The sequence below is a fragment of the Actinophytocola sp. genome, assembly GCF_036378875.1.
In the GTDB taxonomy this organism is placed as follows: domain Bacteria; phylum Actinomycetota; class Actinomycetes; order Mycobacteriales; family Pseudonocardiaceae; genus Actinophytocola.
In genome coordinates this window covers 15,061-31,322 of record NZ_DASUVO010000032.1, presented here as the reverse complement: position 1 = coordinate 31,322, position 16,262 = coordinate 15,061, and the positions used below count along the sequence as shown (strand labels likewise).

The 16,262-nt window shown below is 69.2% G+C and carries 15 protein-coding genes; 5 read left to right on the top strand and 10 right to left on the bottom strand.

The window, feature by feature from the left end; translation table 11 throughout:
- The first annotated feature begins 1 nt into the window (after position 1).
- Positions 2-961: a CU044_5270 family protein gene (locus VF106_RS08700; RefSeq protein ID WP_330839083.1), complete on the top strand. Its 960-nt coding sequence runs from the start codon at positions 2-4 to the stop codon at positions 959-961.
- An 89-nt stretch (positions 962-1,050) separates the two neighbouring features.
- Here VF106_RS08700 and ribA read toward each other — a convergent pair whose 3' ends face one another.
- The 6 genes from ribA to VF106_RS08670 all read right to left on the bottom strand — a co-directional run bounded on the left by ribA (position 1,051) and on the right by VF106_RS08670 (position 5,370).
- On the bottom strand, positions 1,051-1,680 hold the full coding sequence (gene ribA / locus VF106_RS08695; RefSeq protein WP_330839082.1) for a GTP cyclohydrolase II: 630 nt from the start codon (positions 1,678-1,680) through the stop codon (positions 1,051-1,053).
- Positions 1,677-2,627: a lysylphosphatidylglycerol synthase transmembrane domain-containing protein gene (locus tag VF106_RS08690; RefSeq protein WP_330839081.1), complete on the bottom strand. Its 951-nt coding sequence runs from the start codon at positions 2,625-2,627 to the stop codon at positions 1,677-1,679. The genes ribA and VF106_RS08690 overlap by 4 nt, the downstream gene beginning before the upstream one ends.
- Positions 2,624-3,661, bottom strand: a complete 1,038-nt coding sequence (locus tag VF106_RS08685) for a glycosyltransferase family 4 protein (protein WP_330839080.1) — start codon at positions 3,659-3,661, stop codon at positions 2,624-2,626. The genes VF106_RS08690 and VF106_RS08685 overlap by 4 nt, the downstream gene beginning before the upstream one ends.
- Complete coding sequence (locus VF106_RS08680; protein WP_330839079.1) at positions 3,658-4,056, bottom strand: 6-pyruvoyl trahydropterin synthase family protein; 399 nt, start codon at positions 4,054-4,056, stop codon at positions 3,658-3,660. Before VF106_RS08680 ends, VF106_RS08685 begins: the two co-directional genes overlap by 4 nt.
- 21 nt (positions 4,057-4,077) lie before the next feature.
- Entirely contained in the window at positions 4,078-5,043 is a 966-nt protein-coding gene (locus VF106_RS08675; protein ID WP_330839078.1) for a zinc-dependent alcohol dehydrogenase, read from the bottom strand.
- Between the two features lie 171 nt (positions 5,044-5,214).
- Positions 5,215-5,370, bottom strand: a complete 156-nt coding sequence (locus VF106_RS08670; protein ID WP_330839077.1) for a hypothetical protein — start codon at positions 5,368-5,370, stop codon at positions 5,215-5,217.
- A gap of 17 nt (positions 5,371-5,387) precedes the next feature.
- Between VF106_RS08670 and VF106_RS08665 the strand changes: the two genes are divergently transcribed.
- The 3 genes from VF106_RS08665 to VF106_RS08655 all read left to right on the top strand — a co-directional run bounded on the left by VF106_RS08665 (position 5,388) and on the right by VF106_RS08655 (position 8,617).
- Positions 5,388-6,005 carry a hypothetical protein gene (locus tag VF106_RS08665; RefSeq protein ID WP_330839076.1) on the top strand — a complete coding sequence of 206 codons (618 nt, stop codon included), beginning with the start codon at positions 5,388-5,390 and terminating at the stop codon, positions 6,003-6,005.
- Between the two features lie 236 nt (positions 6,006-6,241).
- Positions 6,242-7,621: a glycoside hydrolase family 10 protein gene (locus VF106_RS08660; RefSeq protein WP_330839075.1), complete on the top strand. Its 1,380-nt coding sequence runs from the start codon at positions 6,242-6,244 to the stop codon at positions 7,619-7,621.
- A gap of 162 nt (positions 7,622-7,783) precedes the next feature.
- Positions 7,784-8,617 carry an alpha/beta fold hydrolase gene (locus VF106_RS08655; RefSeq protein WP_330839074.1) on the top strand — a complete coding sequence of 278 codons (834 nt, stop codon included), beginning with the start codon at positions 7,784-7,786 and terminating at the stop codon, positions 8,615-8,617.
- A gap of 68 nt (positions 8,618-8,685) precedes the next feature.
- On the opposite strand, the gene VF106_RS08650 is transcribed toward VF106_RS08655, so the two are convergent.
- The 3 genes from VF106_RS08650 to VF106_RS08640 all read right to left on the bottom strand — a co-directional run bounded on the left by VF106_RS08650 (position 8,686) and on the right by VF106_RS08640 (position 12,030).
- Positions 8,686-9,330: a lytic polysaccharide monooxygenase gene (locus VF106_RS08650; RefSeq protein WP_330839073.1), complete on the bottom strand. Its 645-nt coding sequence runs from the start codon at positions 9,328-9,330 to the stop codon at positions 8,686-8,688.
- Between the two features lie 31 nt (positions 9,331-9,361).
- On the bottom strand, positions 9,362-10,750 hold the full coding sequence (locus VF106_RS08645) for a glycoside hydrolase family 6 protein (protein WP_330839072.1): 1,389 nt from the start codon (positions 10,748-10,750) through the stop codon (positions 9,362-9,364).
- Positions 10,751-11,094: 344 nt separating this feature from the next.
- Positions 11,095-12,030: a glycoside hydrolase family 6 protein gene (locus tag VF106_RS08640; protein ID WP_330839071.1), complete on the bottom strand. Its 936-nt coding sequence runs from the start codon at positions 12,028-12,030 to the stop codon at positions 11,095-11,097.
- 269 nt (positions 12,031-12,299) lie between these two features.
- On the opposite strand from VF106_RS08640, the gene VF106_RS08635 reads away from it, so the two are divergent.
- A complete protein-coding gene (locus VF106_RS08635) occupies positions 12,300-13,331 on the top strand; it encodes a LacI family DNA-binding transcriptional regulator (RefSeq protein WP_330839070.1) in 1,032 nt (343 codons plus the stop codon).
- Between the two features lie 338 nt (positions 13,332-13,669).
- Here the strand turns inward: VF106_RS08635 and VF106_RS08630 are convergent, their stop codons facing one another.
- Positions 13,670-16,240 (bottom strand): glycoside hydrolase family 9 protein, encoded by a 2,571-nt coding sequence (locus tag VF106_RS08630; RefSeq protein WP_330839069.1) that lies wholly within the window; start codon positions 16,238-16,240, stop codon positions 13,670-13,672.
- Positions 16,241-16,262: the final 22 nt, after the last annotated feature.

The following is a 16,262-nucleotide window of genomic DNA, read 5'->3' as shown; positions in this document are numbered from 1 at the left end:
TATGGATGATCTCGAACTGCTGTCCCGGTTGCGCCCGGAGACCGAGGACCCCGATCCCCTGACGCTGACCAGGCACCGGATCGCGTTGATGAACCGCGCCACCGATCCGGGAGCGCGAGCGGTGGCGTGGCGCTGGCCGCGCATGGCCGGTGGCGCCGCCGTGGTGGCGGGGATCACCGCGGTCGGCTTGGTGGTTGGCCTGTCCGGTGGTCATGAGGTGTCCCCAGGGCCTGGCGCCGTGGCGAGTTCGGGTTCCGCGCCACCAGCCGCCTCGCCGACGAGGGCCGCGGTCGTGCTGCTGGCCAACGCCGCCGACGCCGCGGCCGACGCCCCCGCCGGCACCGGTGACTGGGCCTACACGAGCAGTGTCATCGTCATGAACGGCACCGGCACCAATACCCTCCGCTTGCAGGTCTGGGAGAAGACCGACGGCACGGACAGCCTGATCCGCGAAGACCGCGACGGCAAGGTCGAGGAGTTCAGGACCGGCGACAGCAGCGGCATGTTTCCGCTCTCGCTGCGCCACCCGACGTACGGCTACCTGGCCACCCTGCCGACCGACCCCACCGCGCTGCGCGATGAGATCTACCGGCAGGCACAGAACGAGATCGGCGAGACGGAGCCGACCGGCCAGCAGCTCTACACAGTGGACCAGTGGGCGTTCCTGCTGATCGGGGAGCTGGTGCGGCGCGCCGCACCGCCCGCGCTGAAGGCCGCGCTCTACCGTGTCGCGGCGACCATTCCCGACGTGGAGTACGTCGACGACACGACGGACGCGGCCGGCCGTCACGGGATCGGTGTCGCACATTCGGTCAACAACGGCGGTGACCGCACCATCCTGATCTTCGACCGGACCACCTACCAGGTCATGGGCATGGCGACCGAGGCTCACGACGGCGGCACGGGCTCCGAAGCCGTGCTCGCGACCGGACTCGTGGAGAACGCCGGGCAGACACCGTGACCAGGCACGCCGCCGCGGGTCCCTGGGGACCCGCGGCGGCGTGCGGAGAACCGACCGGACAGCGGAACGGCCGAAGCCGACCGCGCCTCCTACGCCAGGTGCGGGAGGAGATGGTCGAGCCGCTCCCGCTTGGTACGCAGGTACGGGAGGTTGTCATCGTTTGGCTGGACCAGCAGCGGCACCCGCTCCACGACGCGGATCCCGTTGCGTCGCAACGACTCCAGCTTGTCCGGGTTGTTCGACAGCAGGCGCACCTCCGAGACCCCGAGGTCGTGGAGGATCCGCGCGGCGACACCGAAGTCGCGTGCGTCGACCGGCAGGCCCAGCGCGAGGTTGGCCTCGACGGTGTCCATACCGTCCTCCTGCAGGCGCATCGCGGCGAGCTTGGCCAGCAGGCCGATGCCCCGTCCCTCGTGTCCCTTGAGGTAGATGATCACGCCGGCGCCCTCGGCGACGACCTTGCGCATCGCCGCAGCCAGCTGGTCTCCGCAGTCGCACCGTGTGGAGGCGAACACGTCACCGGTCAGGCACTCCGAGTGCAGGCGGGTCAGCGGTGCGGTGCCCGCGATCTCGCCGTACACGAGCGCGACCTGCTCGTGTCCCCACCGCGAGTCGAGGTAGCCCACCGCCTTGAACTCCCCGTGCGCAGTCGGCAGGCGGGTCTCCACCATCCGCTCGACGTGGGAAACGTCCGATCCGATGTCGGCCAGATCCGTCATGCCACCCTCTCTCGTTTGCGAACCAGTGCCCCATTCAGGGAGGCGCGGGAGAACGCTCCGAGCCTTCCCATCATGCCCCGGGGCACGAGCATCAGCGCGCCAGGCAGGCTCGCCACCAGTCCCAGCAACCCGTACGCCACCGCGGCGGTCAGGCCCTGAGCGGCCCCCAGCCCAGCCGCGGCGAACATCAACGCCGTCACACCTTCCCGGGGACCCCACCCGCCGACGTTCACCGGCAGCCCCATCGCCAGCAGCGCCACCAGCACAATTGGCAGCAGCTGCTCCGCCGGCAGCGTCACACCCGCCGCCCTCATGGCGATCAAGAACATCGTGATGTGCCCGGTGAGCGCCGCCGCCGACAGCAGCGCGACGCTCGGCCACATGTCCCTGGCCAGCAGGCCGGTGCGGATGTCGTCGACGGTGCGCCGCCAGCGCGAGCCGACGCCGATCCACCGCCGCGCGGCCAGGTACGCCACCGCCAGCCCAACGACCACGGTCACGAGCACCAGGCCGACATCGCGTCCCGGGCCGGCCAGCAGCACGGCCGTCCCGGCCACGACCACCACGACCTGCCCCGCAGTCCGCTCGAGCACCACGGCTCGCACGCCGGCGCCGACGTCACCTTCGGCGCGTCCGTGCTGGACGGCCCGCTGCACGTCGCCGAGCACACCGGCCGGCAGCACCCCGTTGAGGAACAGCGCGCGGTAGTAGTCAACGACCGCCTTCCCGAGCGGGAGACTCAGCCCGAGCCGGCGCGCCACCAGGCACCACCGCCACGCACACAGCACAGTGGTCACCAGCCCGATACCGAGCGCCGCGAGCACGTCGTTCGCGTCGAGTACCCGGAGACCGTCGACGAACCCGCCGGTGCCGAGCTTCCACATCAGCGCCGCGACGATCGCGACCCCGATGCCCAGCTTCAGCCAACCCCAGAACTTGCCCTTCATCGCAGTACCCCCGCGAGCCGTTTAGCCGCGGTAGGCCAGTCCTCGACTTCACGTGCCCGGGCTGCCTCCCGCAGCCGGTCGCGCAGCTCGGCTTCGGTGAGCCAGCGGCGCAGCGCCTCGGTGAGGGCGGACACGTCGTCGGGAGGCACGAGCATCCCCGGCGTGATCTTGTTGTTGACATCCCGACCGAGCGTGTAGGGCAGTGCGTCCACATTGGTGGTCAGCACCGGGACGCCCCGCACGAGCGCCTCGGTGACCACCATGCCGAACGTCTCACGACGGGACGGCAGCACCAACAGGTCGGTCCGGTTGAACGTCTGGTCGAGATCCTCGTCCGACAGCGGGCCGGCGAGGATCATCTTGTGTGTCAGGCCTAGCTTGTCGATCATTCCCTGGATCCGGCGGGCGTGGCCGGGGTCGCGGCGAAGCGACCCGACGCACACGCAGGTCCACGGCAGGTCCGCGAGGTTCGCGAGGGCTTCGGCGAGCACGTCGTGGCCCTTGCGCTGGGTGATCGACGCGACGCACAGCAGCCGGTTGCCGGACTCGGTGCCCGCGGCGAGCGGCGCCGGATCGGTGCCGGGTGGCGCCGTCCGCACTCGGCGCGGGTCGAGCCCGTGGTGCGCGATGGCACGCCGGGCGGCCCACTCGCTGGTCGCGACGACCGCGGTCGCCGCGCGCAGCACCTCACGCTCACGCCGGTCGAGCCCTGCGGCCCGCTCCTGCGGCACGCCGGTCTCGTCGGCGAGCTGCAGGTGCAGCAGGACGACCAGACGCAGGCGACGTGCGTGCGGCACCACGACCTCCGGCACCCCGCACGCCACGAGACCGTCGATCAGCACGACCGCCCCGTCGGGAATCTCGGTGAGCGTCTTCGACAGCGCGACCCGCGCCTTGGTGCTCGGGGTCGGCCAGCGGCCGGGCACGGCCACCTTGTCCAAACCGAGCAGATCGCACATGCGTCTGTCGTAGGTGTTGCCACCGCTCGCTACCGTGACGTCGTCGACGTCACCGGGCACAACGAAGACGGTCACAGTGACCGCCGGTAGCTGGCCCACGCCACATGGGATTCCTTCAGCGACACCGTGATCTCGCCGAGGCCGCGTCCACCCTCACCGAGCAGTCCCTTGTGGACACGTTCGGCGAGCCGGTCGGCGACGAACTTGGCGAGGAACTCGGTGGAGGTGTTGATGCCCTTGAACTCCTCGACCTCGTCGAGGTTGCGGTAGTTCAGCTCACCGAGCACGGCCTTGAGGGCCTCGGTCGCGAGTCCGATGTCGACCACGATGTTGTCCGCGTCCAGCTCCGCGCGGGAGAACGTGGCGTCCACCACGAAGGTGGCGCCGTGCAGCTGTTGCGCAGGGCCAAACACCTCTCCGGTGAAGCTGTGCGCGACCATCATGTGGTCGCGGACGGTGAGGCCGAACACCCGGCGCCTCCTACGGTCGGCTCAGTCGCTGTCGTACGTAACACGCAAGCAAAGCTCAGACGGTTCACGACTGATCAGGACAGGCAAAACCGCAGGTAGTTCGTCGAACCGGCACTCGGAGGTCACCAGAGCGTCGAAGGAGGGGTCGGCGAGCAGGTCCAGGGCGACCGCGAGTCGCTGGGCATAGGTACGTGGCCGGTTGGGCGACACGGTGCCGACCTGACTGCTACGGATGGTGAGCCTGCGCGAGTGAAACCACTCCCCAAGCGGCACGCCGACGCGCCGGTCCCCGTACCAGCTGAGCTCCACGCAGACCCCTTCCGGCCGCAGCAGTTCCAGCGCGCGGGCGAGCCCCTGCTCGGACGCGCTGGCGTGCACGACGAGGTCGCAGCCGTCCAACGCGTCGCCGGGCAGGGCGAAGTCCACTCCCAACGCGGCCGCGATCACCGCACGTGTGGGGTCGATGTCGACCAGTTGCACGCGGGCGGCGGGAATCCTGGCGAGGATCGCGGCCACGGCCGCGCCAACCATGCCGGCGCCGATCACCGCGATCCGGTCGCCGACCTGGGGAGCGGCGTCCCAGACCGCGTTGAGCGCGGTCTCCACGGTGCCGGCGAGCACGGCCCTGGCGGCGGGCACACGGTCGGGCACGACGGTCACCGCGCCGACCGGCACCACGTAACGAGTCTGATGTGGATAGAGGCAGAAGACGGTCCGGCCCGCCAGCTCGGTGGGTCCACTCTCGACAGTTCCGACGTTCAGGTACCCGTACTTCACCGGCGCCGGGAAGTCCCCTTCCTGGAACGGCGCGCGCATCACGTCGTGCTGGCTTTCCGGCACGCCGCCGCGGAACACGAGCGCCTCGGTGCCGCGGCTGACCGCGGAGAACATGGTGCGCACGCTCACCTCGCCGGGCCCGGCAACCGGTAGCTCGACGGGCCGGATCTCCCCGTGCCCGGGCTCTCGCAACCAGAACGCGCGCTCCATCACCCTCCACCTTCCACTCGAGAACGGCGATGACTGTGCCCATCGGGCTCCGCGCCGTACACGAGCAGGCCGTTGACCACGTTCACATAGAACACCGAACCCGAGCCGACCGCCGGGTGATGGTCGTGAGGAAGGTGAGCACCGCCGGGCGAGTGCCCGCGGGACAGCGCGCTAGTTCTTGGCCTCGTCGGCCACGCGGGCGTGCAGACGGGCGCGGATCTCGTCCGGCGTGTAGGCCCGCCGTTTGCGCTCGGCGCGGGCGATGGCCACCCCGGACGCGGCGACTCCCGCCAGTCCGGCCAATCCGACGATCTTCCACCAGCGCACGGGCCTAGGCTACCGGGGTGGCCGTTTCACTGGACGAGGCAGTCGAGCTGACCAGGACAGGCGACGTGTGGCTGTTCCGCGGCACCACCGCGGCCGACCGGACCATCCGGCTCACCACCAACAGCCCGGTCAACCATGTCGGCATGGCGGTGGTGATCGAGGACCTGCCACCGCTGATGTGGCACGCGGAGCTCGGCCGCTCGTTGCGGGACATGTGGACCGGCGGCCACCACCGCGGCGTGCAGCTGCACGACCTGCGCGAAGCCGTGGTCCAGTGGACCGGCAGGTACAAGCAGCGGGCGTGGCTGCGCCAGCTCGAGCCGCCCGCTGGCCGCGAGATGGAGGATGCCGCGCTGCGGGCCGTCGCGCGCCTCGACGGGACGCCGTTCCCGTCGACGGCCCGCCTGTTCGGCCGCTGGCTGTACGGCCGCGCGCCGCTCCCCCGCCGGCACACCACCGACGCGGCGCTGGAGACCGCGTACTGCGCCGAGGTCGTCGCGATCACCTATCAGACGATGGGCCTGCTGCCGGCCAAACGCCGTCCCAACTGGTACGACCCTGGCCGATTCTGGAGCGGTGACGAACTCCCGCTGCTCGGCGCGACACTGGGCACCGAGATCGCGGTCGAGACCTGACCGATAGTTTCACAAACTTTCGAAACTCGCCTACTGGCGTCGTTTCCGACGTGCAACGAATGCGCGGCTCAGCACGTCGAAACTTTCCGAAACTGTTCCGGAAATCGGTTGTTGACACAACTTTGCCCACACGCCGACAATCGGTGTAGCTGTAGCCGGTCGCGATTGAGTAATCGCTCAGCGTTGCGCGAAATCCAACTCAGGTTTGGTCTCATACAGCGAGGAAACGAACAGTCATGGTCACCAGATCCCTGCGAACCACTGCCAGGAGAGCCCTCGTGCTCGCCGCGGCGGGCGCCATGGCCGTCACCGGTGTGGTGGCGCTGTCCGGCACCGCGAACGCGGCCACCACGCTCGGCGCCTCCGCGGCGGAGCGCGGCGGCCGGTACTTCGGCGCCGCGGTCGCCGCCAACCATCTCGGCGAGGCGCGCTACTTCCAGACATGGACCACCGAGTTCAACGGCGCGACGCCGGAGAACGAGATGAAGTGGCAGACGATCGAGCCGAGCCGCAACCAGTTCAACTTCGCCCCCGCCAACCAGATCGTCACCCAGGCCCGCAGCCGGGGCATGAAGGTCCGCGGGCACACGCTGGTGTGGCACTCGCAGCTCGCCGGCTGGGTGAGCAGCCTGGACGCAACCAACCTCCGCTCGGCGATGAACAACCACATCAACCGGGTGATGGGCCAATGGCGTGGCCAGATCCACTCCTGGGACGTGGTCAACGAGGCGTTCGAGGAGAACGGCAGCCGGCGCCAGTCGGTGTTCCAGCAGCGGCTCGGCAACGGCTACATCGAGGAGGCGTTCCGCGCCGCCCGCACCGCCGACCCGAACGCCAAGCTCTGCTACAACGACTACAACACCGACGGCATCAACGCGAAGAGCAACGCGGTCTTCGCGCTGGTACAGGACTTCAGGAACCGCGGCGTCCCGATCGACTGCGTCGGCTTCCAGTCCCACTTCAACGGGGCGTCCCCGGTGCCGGGCAACTACCAGCAGAACCTGCAGCGCTTCGCCAACCTCGGCGTGGACGTGCAGATCACCGAGCTGGACATCGAGGGCTCGGGCACCGCACAGGCCAACAACTACCGCAACGTCGTGAACGCGTGCCTCGCGGTCTCCCGCTGCACCGGCATCACCGTGTGGGGCATCCCGGACCACTACTCGTGGCGCCCCAACGGAACCCCGTTGCTGTTCGACAGCAACTACAACAAGAAGGCCGCCTACACCGCCGTGTTGAACGCTCTCAACACCGGCCAGAGTGACCCGCCGCCCAACGACCCACCGCCCAACGACCCGCCACCGAACGACCCACCGCCGACCACCGGCGCGTGCGCGGCGACGGTGTCGACCAACCAGTGGACGGGCGGATTCGTCGGCAGCGTGCGGGTCACCGCGGGCTCGGCACAGGTCAACGCCTGGACGGTCACCGTCACGCTGCCGTCCGGCGCAACCCTGACCAGCGGTTGGAACGCCGACCGTAGCGGGAACACCGGCACCGTCCAGTTCACGAACGTTGGCTTCAACGGGTCCATCGCGCCTGGCCAGTCGGTCGACTTCGGCTACCAGGGCACCGGAACCGGCACGGGCGTCACGCCGACCTGCGCGGCGTCCTGACGGGGGAACTCGAGCGCGGTGCGTGCGGCCCCGAGGAGTCGCACGCACCGCGCCGTGTTGTCGCTCACACGCACCTGACGCCCGGAACAGGGCCGCGTGCACGCCGGTTGACCGGAGCATTGGAGAACCACCGTTCTCCACCGGGTCAGCAAAGGAACCACGATGCCGTTCATCACCGTCGGGACCGAGAACTCCACGAACATCGACGTGTACTACGAGGACCACGGCAGCGGGCAGCCGGTCGTCCTCATCCACGGCTACCCCCTCGACGGACACTCGTGGGAGAAGCAGAGTGCCGCCCTCCTGGCCGCCGGCTACCGCGTCATCACCTACGACCGCCGCGGCTTCGGTCAGTCGAGCCAGCCCACCACCGGCTACGACTACGACACCTTCGCCAACGACCTGAAGATCGTCCTGGACACGCTGGACCTCACCGACGTCGTGCTGGTCGGCTTCTCGATGGGCACCGGCGAGGTCGCGCGGTACGTGAGCACCTACGGCTCGACACGTGTGTCGAAGGTCGCGTTCCTCGCGTCGCTGGAGCCGTTCCTGCTCAGGACCGACGACAACCCGGACGGTGTGCCCCAGGAGGTCTTCGACGACATCCGTGCCGCCGTCACGGCCGATCGCTATGCCTACTTCACCGAGTTCTACAAGAACTTCTACAACACCGACGAGAACCTCGGCACGAGGTTGTCGGAGGAGGCGCTGCGCAACAGCTGGAACGTCGCGGCCGGCGCGTCGTGGTTCGCCTCGAGCGCCGCGGTGCCCACCTGGGTCACCGACTTCCGCGCCGACATCCCGAAGATCGACGTGCCCGCGCTGATCCTGCACGGCACCGCGGACAACATCCTGCCGATCGACGTCACGGGCCGCCGTTTCCACGAGCTGCTGCCGAAGGCGACCTACGTCGAGGTCGAGAACGCGCCACACGGTCTGCTGTGGACACACGCGGAGGACGTGAACGCCGCGCTCCTCGCCTTCCTCGCGGCCTGACCGAGAAGCCGGCGACGGCCACCTCCCCGAGAGAGAGCGGGGAGGTGGCCGTCTGTCCGGTGTGGAGCTCAGCCCGTGAAGTTGACGTCACTGCAGAAGTAGTACGTCTGGTCCATGTGGCTGGCCTTCCAGATCGTGTAGACGATGTGGCGGCCGGTGCGGGTACCCGCGTCCACCTGGATCAGCGTGTTCTGCTGCGGCGGCGTCTTGCCGACCTCCTTCACCAGCTGCAGGTCCGACCACCGAAGTGGTTGCGTGATCGGGTTGTAGCCCTGCCTGGTGATGTAGACCCGGTAGTAGTCCCCACCGTGGAACGCCTGGTCGTAGATGTTGACCGTGAAGTTCCTCGGCTTGTTCACGGCCTTCCAGTCGCCGACCGTGTCCATGGAGTTGTAGCGGTTGCCTTCCGTGTGGCCGGCACTGCACAGCTGCCCGTCCGGGATCGCCGCCTGGTGGTTGCCGGCGACACCGTTGCGGTACAGACCGTTCCAGTTCCACATGGCGTTGGCGTTGTCCTGCCATGCCTGGTGACACATCGGATCCAGGGTCGCCATGTTCGGATTGAGATGGTCGCTACCCCACCGCTGCCAGCAACCGTAGTTGCGGGACGGCGGATCGGTGGCGCTGCCGTGCGCCGAGGCGGACGGCACGAAACCGACCAGCAGGGCGGCCGCTGCCGAGAGCACGGCGACGGCACGTCGTCGGATGGACACCCCTACGCTCCTCTCAGTTCGTTGTGAGCGCTCACAACCGCGGGAAGGCGTTGCGCATGAGCTCCTGGAACTGGGCGGAGAACCAGTGACCGGACAGCGGCGAGTTGGGCAGCGCACCGGACATGTTGTTGTTGTTGCGCGGGTTGCCGGTGTAGGTCGGGTCGCACATCCGGTCGAAGCCCTTGCCTTCGTTGTTCGGGATGGCGGTGCTGGAACCGTCGGACTCACCCGGCGGCTTCATCCAGACGTAGGCGTCGATCCCCGCCGCGGGGTTGGCCCTGGGACGTTCGCCGAGGCCGGCACCGGACTGGTTGCACCAGTTGCCGAGGTGGATACGGCGGTCGATGCGCGACTGGTTCATGAAGGTGATCGGGTCGGTGGAGGTGCTGGCGGACGTGGGTCGCGCGGAGCCGCCCCAGCCGTTGCGGGAGGTGTCGATCAGCATGCCGATGTTGGCGTCGAAACACTGGCTGTCGGCCCGGGAGCGGAAGTCCTGGGCGAACGTGAGCTCGTCGACGTAGCGGTTCCAGTCGACCCAGCCACCGGAGACCTCACGCAGCGGCCGGCCGCTGATCACCGTGTTGGCGGTGAAGAACTGCTCCCGCAGGGCGCTGTAGTTGGCCGTGTTGGCGATGAAGCCCGTCACGTCCGACGGGGTCGCGCCCTGCGCGGTCGCTGCCTGGCACATGATCTGGACGGTCGCCCCGAAGTTGTCGTCCCAGCCGATCCAGCCGTGGTGCCCGGCGTCGATGTAGTTGTGCACGCTGGCGACGTCACCCAGCTTGTTCAACGCGTAACCGACACCGTTGACGTAGTTGCCGTTCGCCTTCATGGTGTCGCACTGCGGGGTCGCCGTCGGGCGCGGCGCGACGTTGGTGACCAGGTTGGGCAGCGAGTCGATCTCGATGACCGTCACGATCCGCAGGTTGGCGTAGGCCGGCCGCGCCAGGATCGCCGCGATCGCGTCGATGTACTGGGTCTTGTACCGGTCCAGCTCGGTCGGGCCCAGCTCGCCGTTGGACGCCAGCGCGGCGCAGTCACGACCGGGCAGGTTGTAGATGACCAGCTGGAACACCAGTGCCTGCGACCCGTTCGCCGAGTCCTGGCGCACCGCCTCGTCGAGGTGGGCGGCGAGGCCCCGGGCGCCCGAGGTACCGGCGATGGCCGCGATGCGGTCCATCCACACGCCGGTCGGCTGGTTGGCGATCCGACTACCGCCCGGCTCCGACCTGGCCCTCGCGGCCCAGTCGGGGTTCACGTACACCGTCGCCCCCGCGTACGGGTTGTCCACTCTCCGCACGGGAGCCGCGGACACGGCGGACGGAACGATGAACAAGGCCGCCGACGCGAGCGCGACGGTGGCCGCCAGGGCGCGAAGCACGCCTTTCCTCGGCGCACCTCGTGCGATGGCAGAACGCATGATGACTCCTTTGTCATGTGCCGTCTTGGGAGAATTTGGGAACGCTCCCAGTATCCCGACTGTAACGGTGCAGTCCGAGCGCGTGAAGCCCGTTCGGGCGAAGGCGGCGCGATGTCGACACGGACTGTGATTTTCTTACCGCTGCGGAGTGTCGCGGCCTACTCCGTTCAGGAGCCGTTCAGTGGCCGACCTGCGCCTACGCCAGCGGAACGCCGTCACGATGGGCTGTTCGGCCGGTGATCTTAGGCCATCCGTGGGAACTTCGACGAGCTGACGCGAACGTCACTGAAACGAAAATATCGGCGGGAGAAAATCTCCCGCCGATATATTCGTCGCTGGTCGGATCAACCGATGGCGAGCTCGTAGGCCCGTTGTGGCACGAACTGGCCCGCGCCCGCGATGCAGCCGTCGGCCTCGCCTGGCAGCTTCACCCACAGGAACGCGGCGATCTGCGCGTCACCGGTCTCGGTCGTGCTCGGCGTGCCGACCTTCCGGCCCGCCGGGTCGCACCACTCGTTCCCGAGGGGACCGTTGCCGTTACGGCTCGTGTCGATCACCGCGCGCAGGCGGCTGTCGCCGAGGGCGGAGAGGATGGCCTTCGCGTAGGTGACCTCGGCCGAGGTGGCCCGGTAGTTCGACACGTTCGTGGCGATGCCGTCGGCGCTGTTCGAGATGTCCGCGGCACGCAGCCGGGCAGCGGCCTCGCCCGGCGACAACCACGCGGAGTGTCCAATGTCGAAGAAGACCTTCGCCTGCGCGGAGCCGGCCTTGAGCCTCTTGCCCGCGTAGGCCATGGAACTCCTGGTTTCGGCCTGCTGCTGCGCGTTCTGGCAGTTGGTCATCAGCGGCAGCACGTCCGGTTCGAGCACGATGTAGGCCGGCCGGCCCTGCAGACCCGCCGCGACCTCGTCGACCCACGCCCGGTAGGCGGCGTGCGACGGCGCGCCGCCCGAGCTCGCCCCGCCGCAGTCGCGGTTCGGGATGTTGTAGACGACGAGGATCGGGATCTTGCCGGCCGCGGCCGCCGTCCCGACGAAGTCGCTGACCTGTGCACGCACCGTGCTCGTGTTCGTCGAGGTGTACCACCGGGGTTGGGGCACGTTCGCGATACGGTCACGGATCACCGCGGCGCGGCCGTCGTTCGGGTTGGCGGCGACCCAGCGGGCCGCGTTGGTCTGGGGGTCCACATAGAACACCGAGGGTGCGGCCGCCGCCGGGCTCACCGACGCGGTGACGCCGGCGAGCACACCGATCGCGACCACCCATTTCCTTAATACCATCCATGACTCCGAGAAAAATGTAGGAAGTTGGGATGGGAGCGTTCCCAAAAAGTGTTCCCCCAGTGTGCTGGGTCCGCCACGCCGAGTCAAGGAACGGACAGGTCTGGGAGGGTTCCCAGTATCATGGCGCCGAGATGCGGGAGCCCGCGGAGGAGCGGGCGGCGACTGACCGAGGAACGCGCGGCGGGGGCGGCACGTGACGAGGCGGGCGACGTCCTTCGCCGGCGACCAATTCGACACGGTGGGAGCTTGGATAGCGGGAGTGCGGCATGACGAGCATCAGTCGTCGTTCACGGGCGAGTGGGCGCCCAACCCTCGAACAGGTCGCGGTCGAGGCGAACGTCTCCCGTGGCACGGCGTCGCGAGTGGTCAACGGTTCGCTGGAGGTCAGCCCGTGGGCGCTGAAGGCGGTGCAGGACGCGATCCGCAAGCTCGGCTACGTGCCGAACCACGCGGCGCGCAGTCTCGTGACCCAGCGCAGTGACACCGTGTTGCTCGTGGTCTCGGAGTCCGAGGACCGCGTGTTCGGTGAGCCGTTCTTCGCGAGCCTCGTTCGCGGGCTCTCGCAGGAGCTGTCGAACACTCCCCTGCAGCTCAACCTGATGATGGCCAACACGGCGCGCCAGCACGGCCGCGTCGAGCAGCAGGTGCGCAACGGTCACGTCGACGGCGTGATCCTCATTTCCCTGCACGGCGACGACCCGCTGCCCAACAACCTGATGGCCGCGGGCGCACCGGTGGCGCTGAACGGACGCCCGATGTCGGAGGGCCCGGCGCCCTACGTCGACGCGGACAACGAGTCGGGTGCCCGCACCGCGACCGAGTACCTGTACAACCAGGGCCGCCGCCGCATCGCGACGATCACCGGCCCGCAGGACATGGCCGCGGGCGTCGACCGGCTGGCCGGCTACCGCGCCGCGCTGCGCGGCAAGCGCGGCGTGACCCGCCTGATCGCACAGGGTGACTTCGGCCAGGCCAGCGGCGAGGCCGCGACCCGCGAACTGCTCTCGAAGGACCCCGACCTCGACGCGATCTTCGCGGCCAGCGACCTGATGGCGGCGGGCGCCCTACGCGCCCTACGCGCCGCGGGCCGCCGCGTCCCGGACGACGTGGCGGTGATCGGCTTCGACGACTCCGAGGTGGCCCGGCACACCGACCCCACGCTCACCAGCGTGCGCCAGCCCATGCAACAGATGGGCCGCGAACTGGCGAAGCTGCTGATCAACCAGCTACGCGACCCGGAAACGGACCTGAGCCCGGTGATCCTGCCAACGGAACTGATCTGCCGAGAATCGGCCTGAGAATCGGCCGAGGGCTTGGCCTCCGGCCCCCGGTTCCACGCTACGGCACACCACCGACAAAACCCGGGGCCCGGCACCGAGGCTGTGGACACTTCGCGTGTCCAACACTCAGGACCCGCGTGTTCAACAGTGCGGACCGGTGAGTTCAACGGTGTGGACCGGTGAGTTCAACAAATCGTGGATGACCGATTTGTTGAACTCACGGGTCCGGTTCGTTGGACACGCGGGTCTCCGAGGTCGGACACGCGCGGGTTGTGGACAACCCGGGCTGGAACCGCGGGGAGTGTCGGTGCTGTGCCGTAGGCTGGAAAACGGGGGCCGGAGGCCGGCCCCCGTTTCTATGCCGTGCAGATGCTGCCGTTCACCGTGAACCTGGTCGGTGGGGTGTGTGGTCCGGTCTTGCTCGCGTTGAAGCCCACCGTCACCGTGCCGCCCGGCGGGATCGGACGCTGCCACGACTCGTTCTTCGCGGTCACGTCCCGGCCCGTCTGGGTCCACTTCGCCGACCAGCCGTTCGTCAGCTTCTCGTTGCCGTTGAACGCGAAGCGCAACGTCCAGCCGGACCACGCGGTGGTGCTGGTGTTCTTCAACGTCACCTGCGCCGCCACGCCGGACGGCCACGTGCTCGCCGTGTACGTCACCCGGCAGGCGCCCGCTGCCTCCGTCTGCTCCGCCGTCCAGTTCGCGAGCCACGCCAGCGCGGAGTTCCAGTTGACCGTGACCTCGTTGACCGAGTACGCCTCGACGTGGTCCACGAAGCACCGCTGCGGCGGGCAGCCCGTCAGCAGTCGCGCCGCCACCGGGTCCTGCAGCCAGCTGTTCGGGCCACCCGACAGCGCGCCGGGCGGTGCGATCGGCAGCGCCGGGTTCAGCTGGTTCGCCCAGAAGCGGTGGTGCACGTTGCGCACCGGCTGGTCGCCGTACCCGGACACGTACGAGCGGTTCACCGGGTTACGGCCGAGCAGGTAGTCCATCGCCGTGAAGGCGCCGTCGCGGTACTTCGGCTGCCGCGTGAAGTCGTACGCCAGCGCCAGCACCACGCCGTTGTTGGCGACAAGGCCGTTCGAACCCCACTCGTACCGGCCGTCCGTCGTGCGGTACGGCGCGGGATGACCGGACCGTGCCATGTTCGCCAGGTGTGTGTCCGCTGTGGACACAACCGTGGCCCTGATAGCGCTCACGTCCGCGGCCGGGAGGCTCGTCGGCACCAGTGACAGCGTGATGTCACCCAGCGGGCCCGTCGCCGCCCAGTCGAAGCCGCGGTCGTCGAGGCTCTCCCCGCCGTAGAGCGGATGGCCCGTCACGTCCGACCGGTACCGGCCGGTGGTCGCGAACAGCTCCGCGGCCGCCCAGTAGAACTCGTCCGACACGGTGCCGTCGCTGTAGGTGCCGCCGCCCTGGCCGTCGGCCGGGTCCGCGAGCACGTCCGGGTGCGCCTTCGCCGCGGCGTAGGCCTTCTCCGCCGCCGCCAGCGCACGCGCCGCGAACGCCGGGTCGTAGGACGCCCACAGCCGGGACGCCTGCGCGGCCGCGGCGGCCAGGTTCAGCGTCGCCGCCGTGCTCGGCGCGGACAGCCGCCGTGGCTGCGCGTCCTGGTGCGGCAACGTCGGCAGGCCGGTCCACTGCTGGTCGTGGATCTTGTGGTGCGCCATCCCGGCGAGCGGCTGGCCGTCGGGCACCTGCATGCTCAGCAGGAACTCGACCTCCCACCGCGCCTCGTCCAGCACGTCCGGCACGCGGTTGGCGCGTTCGGGGATCGCCAGCGTGCCGTCGGCGAGCGTGGCCGGGTCGCCGCGCAGCAACGTGCGCTCATACGCGTTCTGCAGCTGCCACGCCGAGATCCCGCCGTTCACCACGTACTTGCCGTGGTCGCCCGCGTCGTACCAGCCGCCGCGCACGTCGAGGGTGTACCCACACGCCAGGTCCGCACGGCACGGCACGTCGTCGTCGCCCTGGTTGGGTGCGACGTTCACATGCCCGGCGGGCCGCGCGTGTGCCGCGCCGACGTGCCGCTCCTCGATCGGCGTACCGCTGCGCTGGTGGTAGAAGAACGCGAGCGAGTCGTACCGCAACCGCGTCAACGCGGACGTGCTGATGTCGAACGGGAAACTCGTCTCCGCGCCCACCGTCAGCGTGTACCCGGCGCCGGGTGTCTCGTGCGCCGAGAAGTCGATGGTGTGAACGTTCTCACCCGACGCCGGGTCGAGGCCCACCGGAATGGTCCGGCCGTTCGCGACCGCGGCGCCCGCCGCGTTCTTCAGCGTCCACGCCACCGGCGTCGTCGACTCGGTGACCACGCTCGCCTGCTTCGGGAACCCCGGCACATAGCCGACCTGGTTCACCCGGAGCGGCGGGGCCGGCTCGAGACCGGGTGGCGGCTGCACGCCGCCGATGATCGACACGTTGTCCACGCACACCGTGTTGTCGAACGTCTGCCCACCGAGGTGGAACGTCAGCTGGCCGTGGCCGGCCGCCGGAAAGTCAAGGCCGGACTGGAATGTGAGCGTGAACGTCTGCCGCTCCGGCGTCAGCGCCGCGTCGAGGCGGGCGATCTGCCGGAAAGGTTCGACGGCCTCGCCGGCCACCGCCGCGATCTGCTGTGGCGACTCGGCCCGCGCGTCGAAGCGCACCGTGTAGGACTGGCCGGCCTCGAACGGCACACCGTTCTGCCCGACCAGCGCGTCCCAGCTGTTCACGGTGCCGCCGGTGACGTCGACGCACCACTCGCCGCCGGCCACCGCGCCGCTCGTGTTGGCGCTCGTCCACCACGGGTCCGCGGCGCCGGAGTCGAAGTTACCGTTAACAATCCGCTCGTACTCGACGTCCTGGGCGGTCGCCGTGGACGGCGCCCCCAGGGCCAGCACGAGAACGGCGGCCGGCATGGCACGCGACCATCTTCTGATCACCACGACGTGATCTCCCGTCTACACA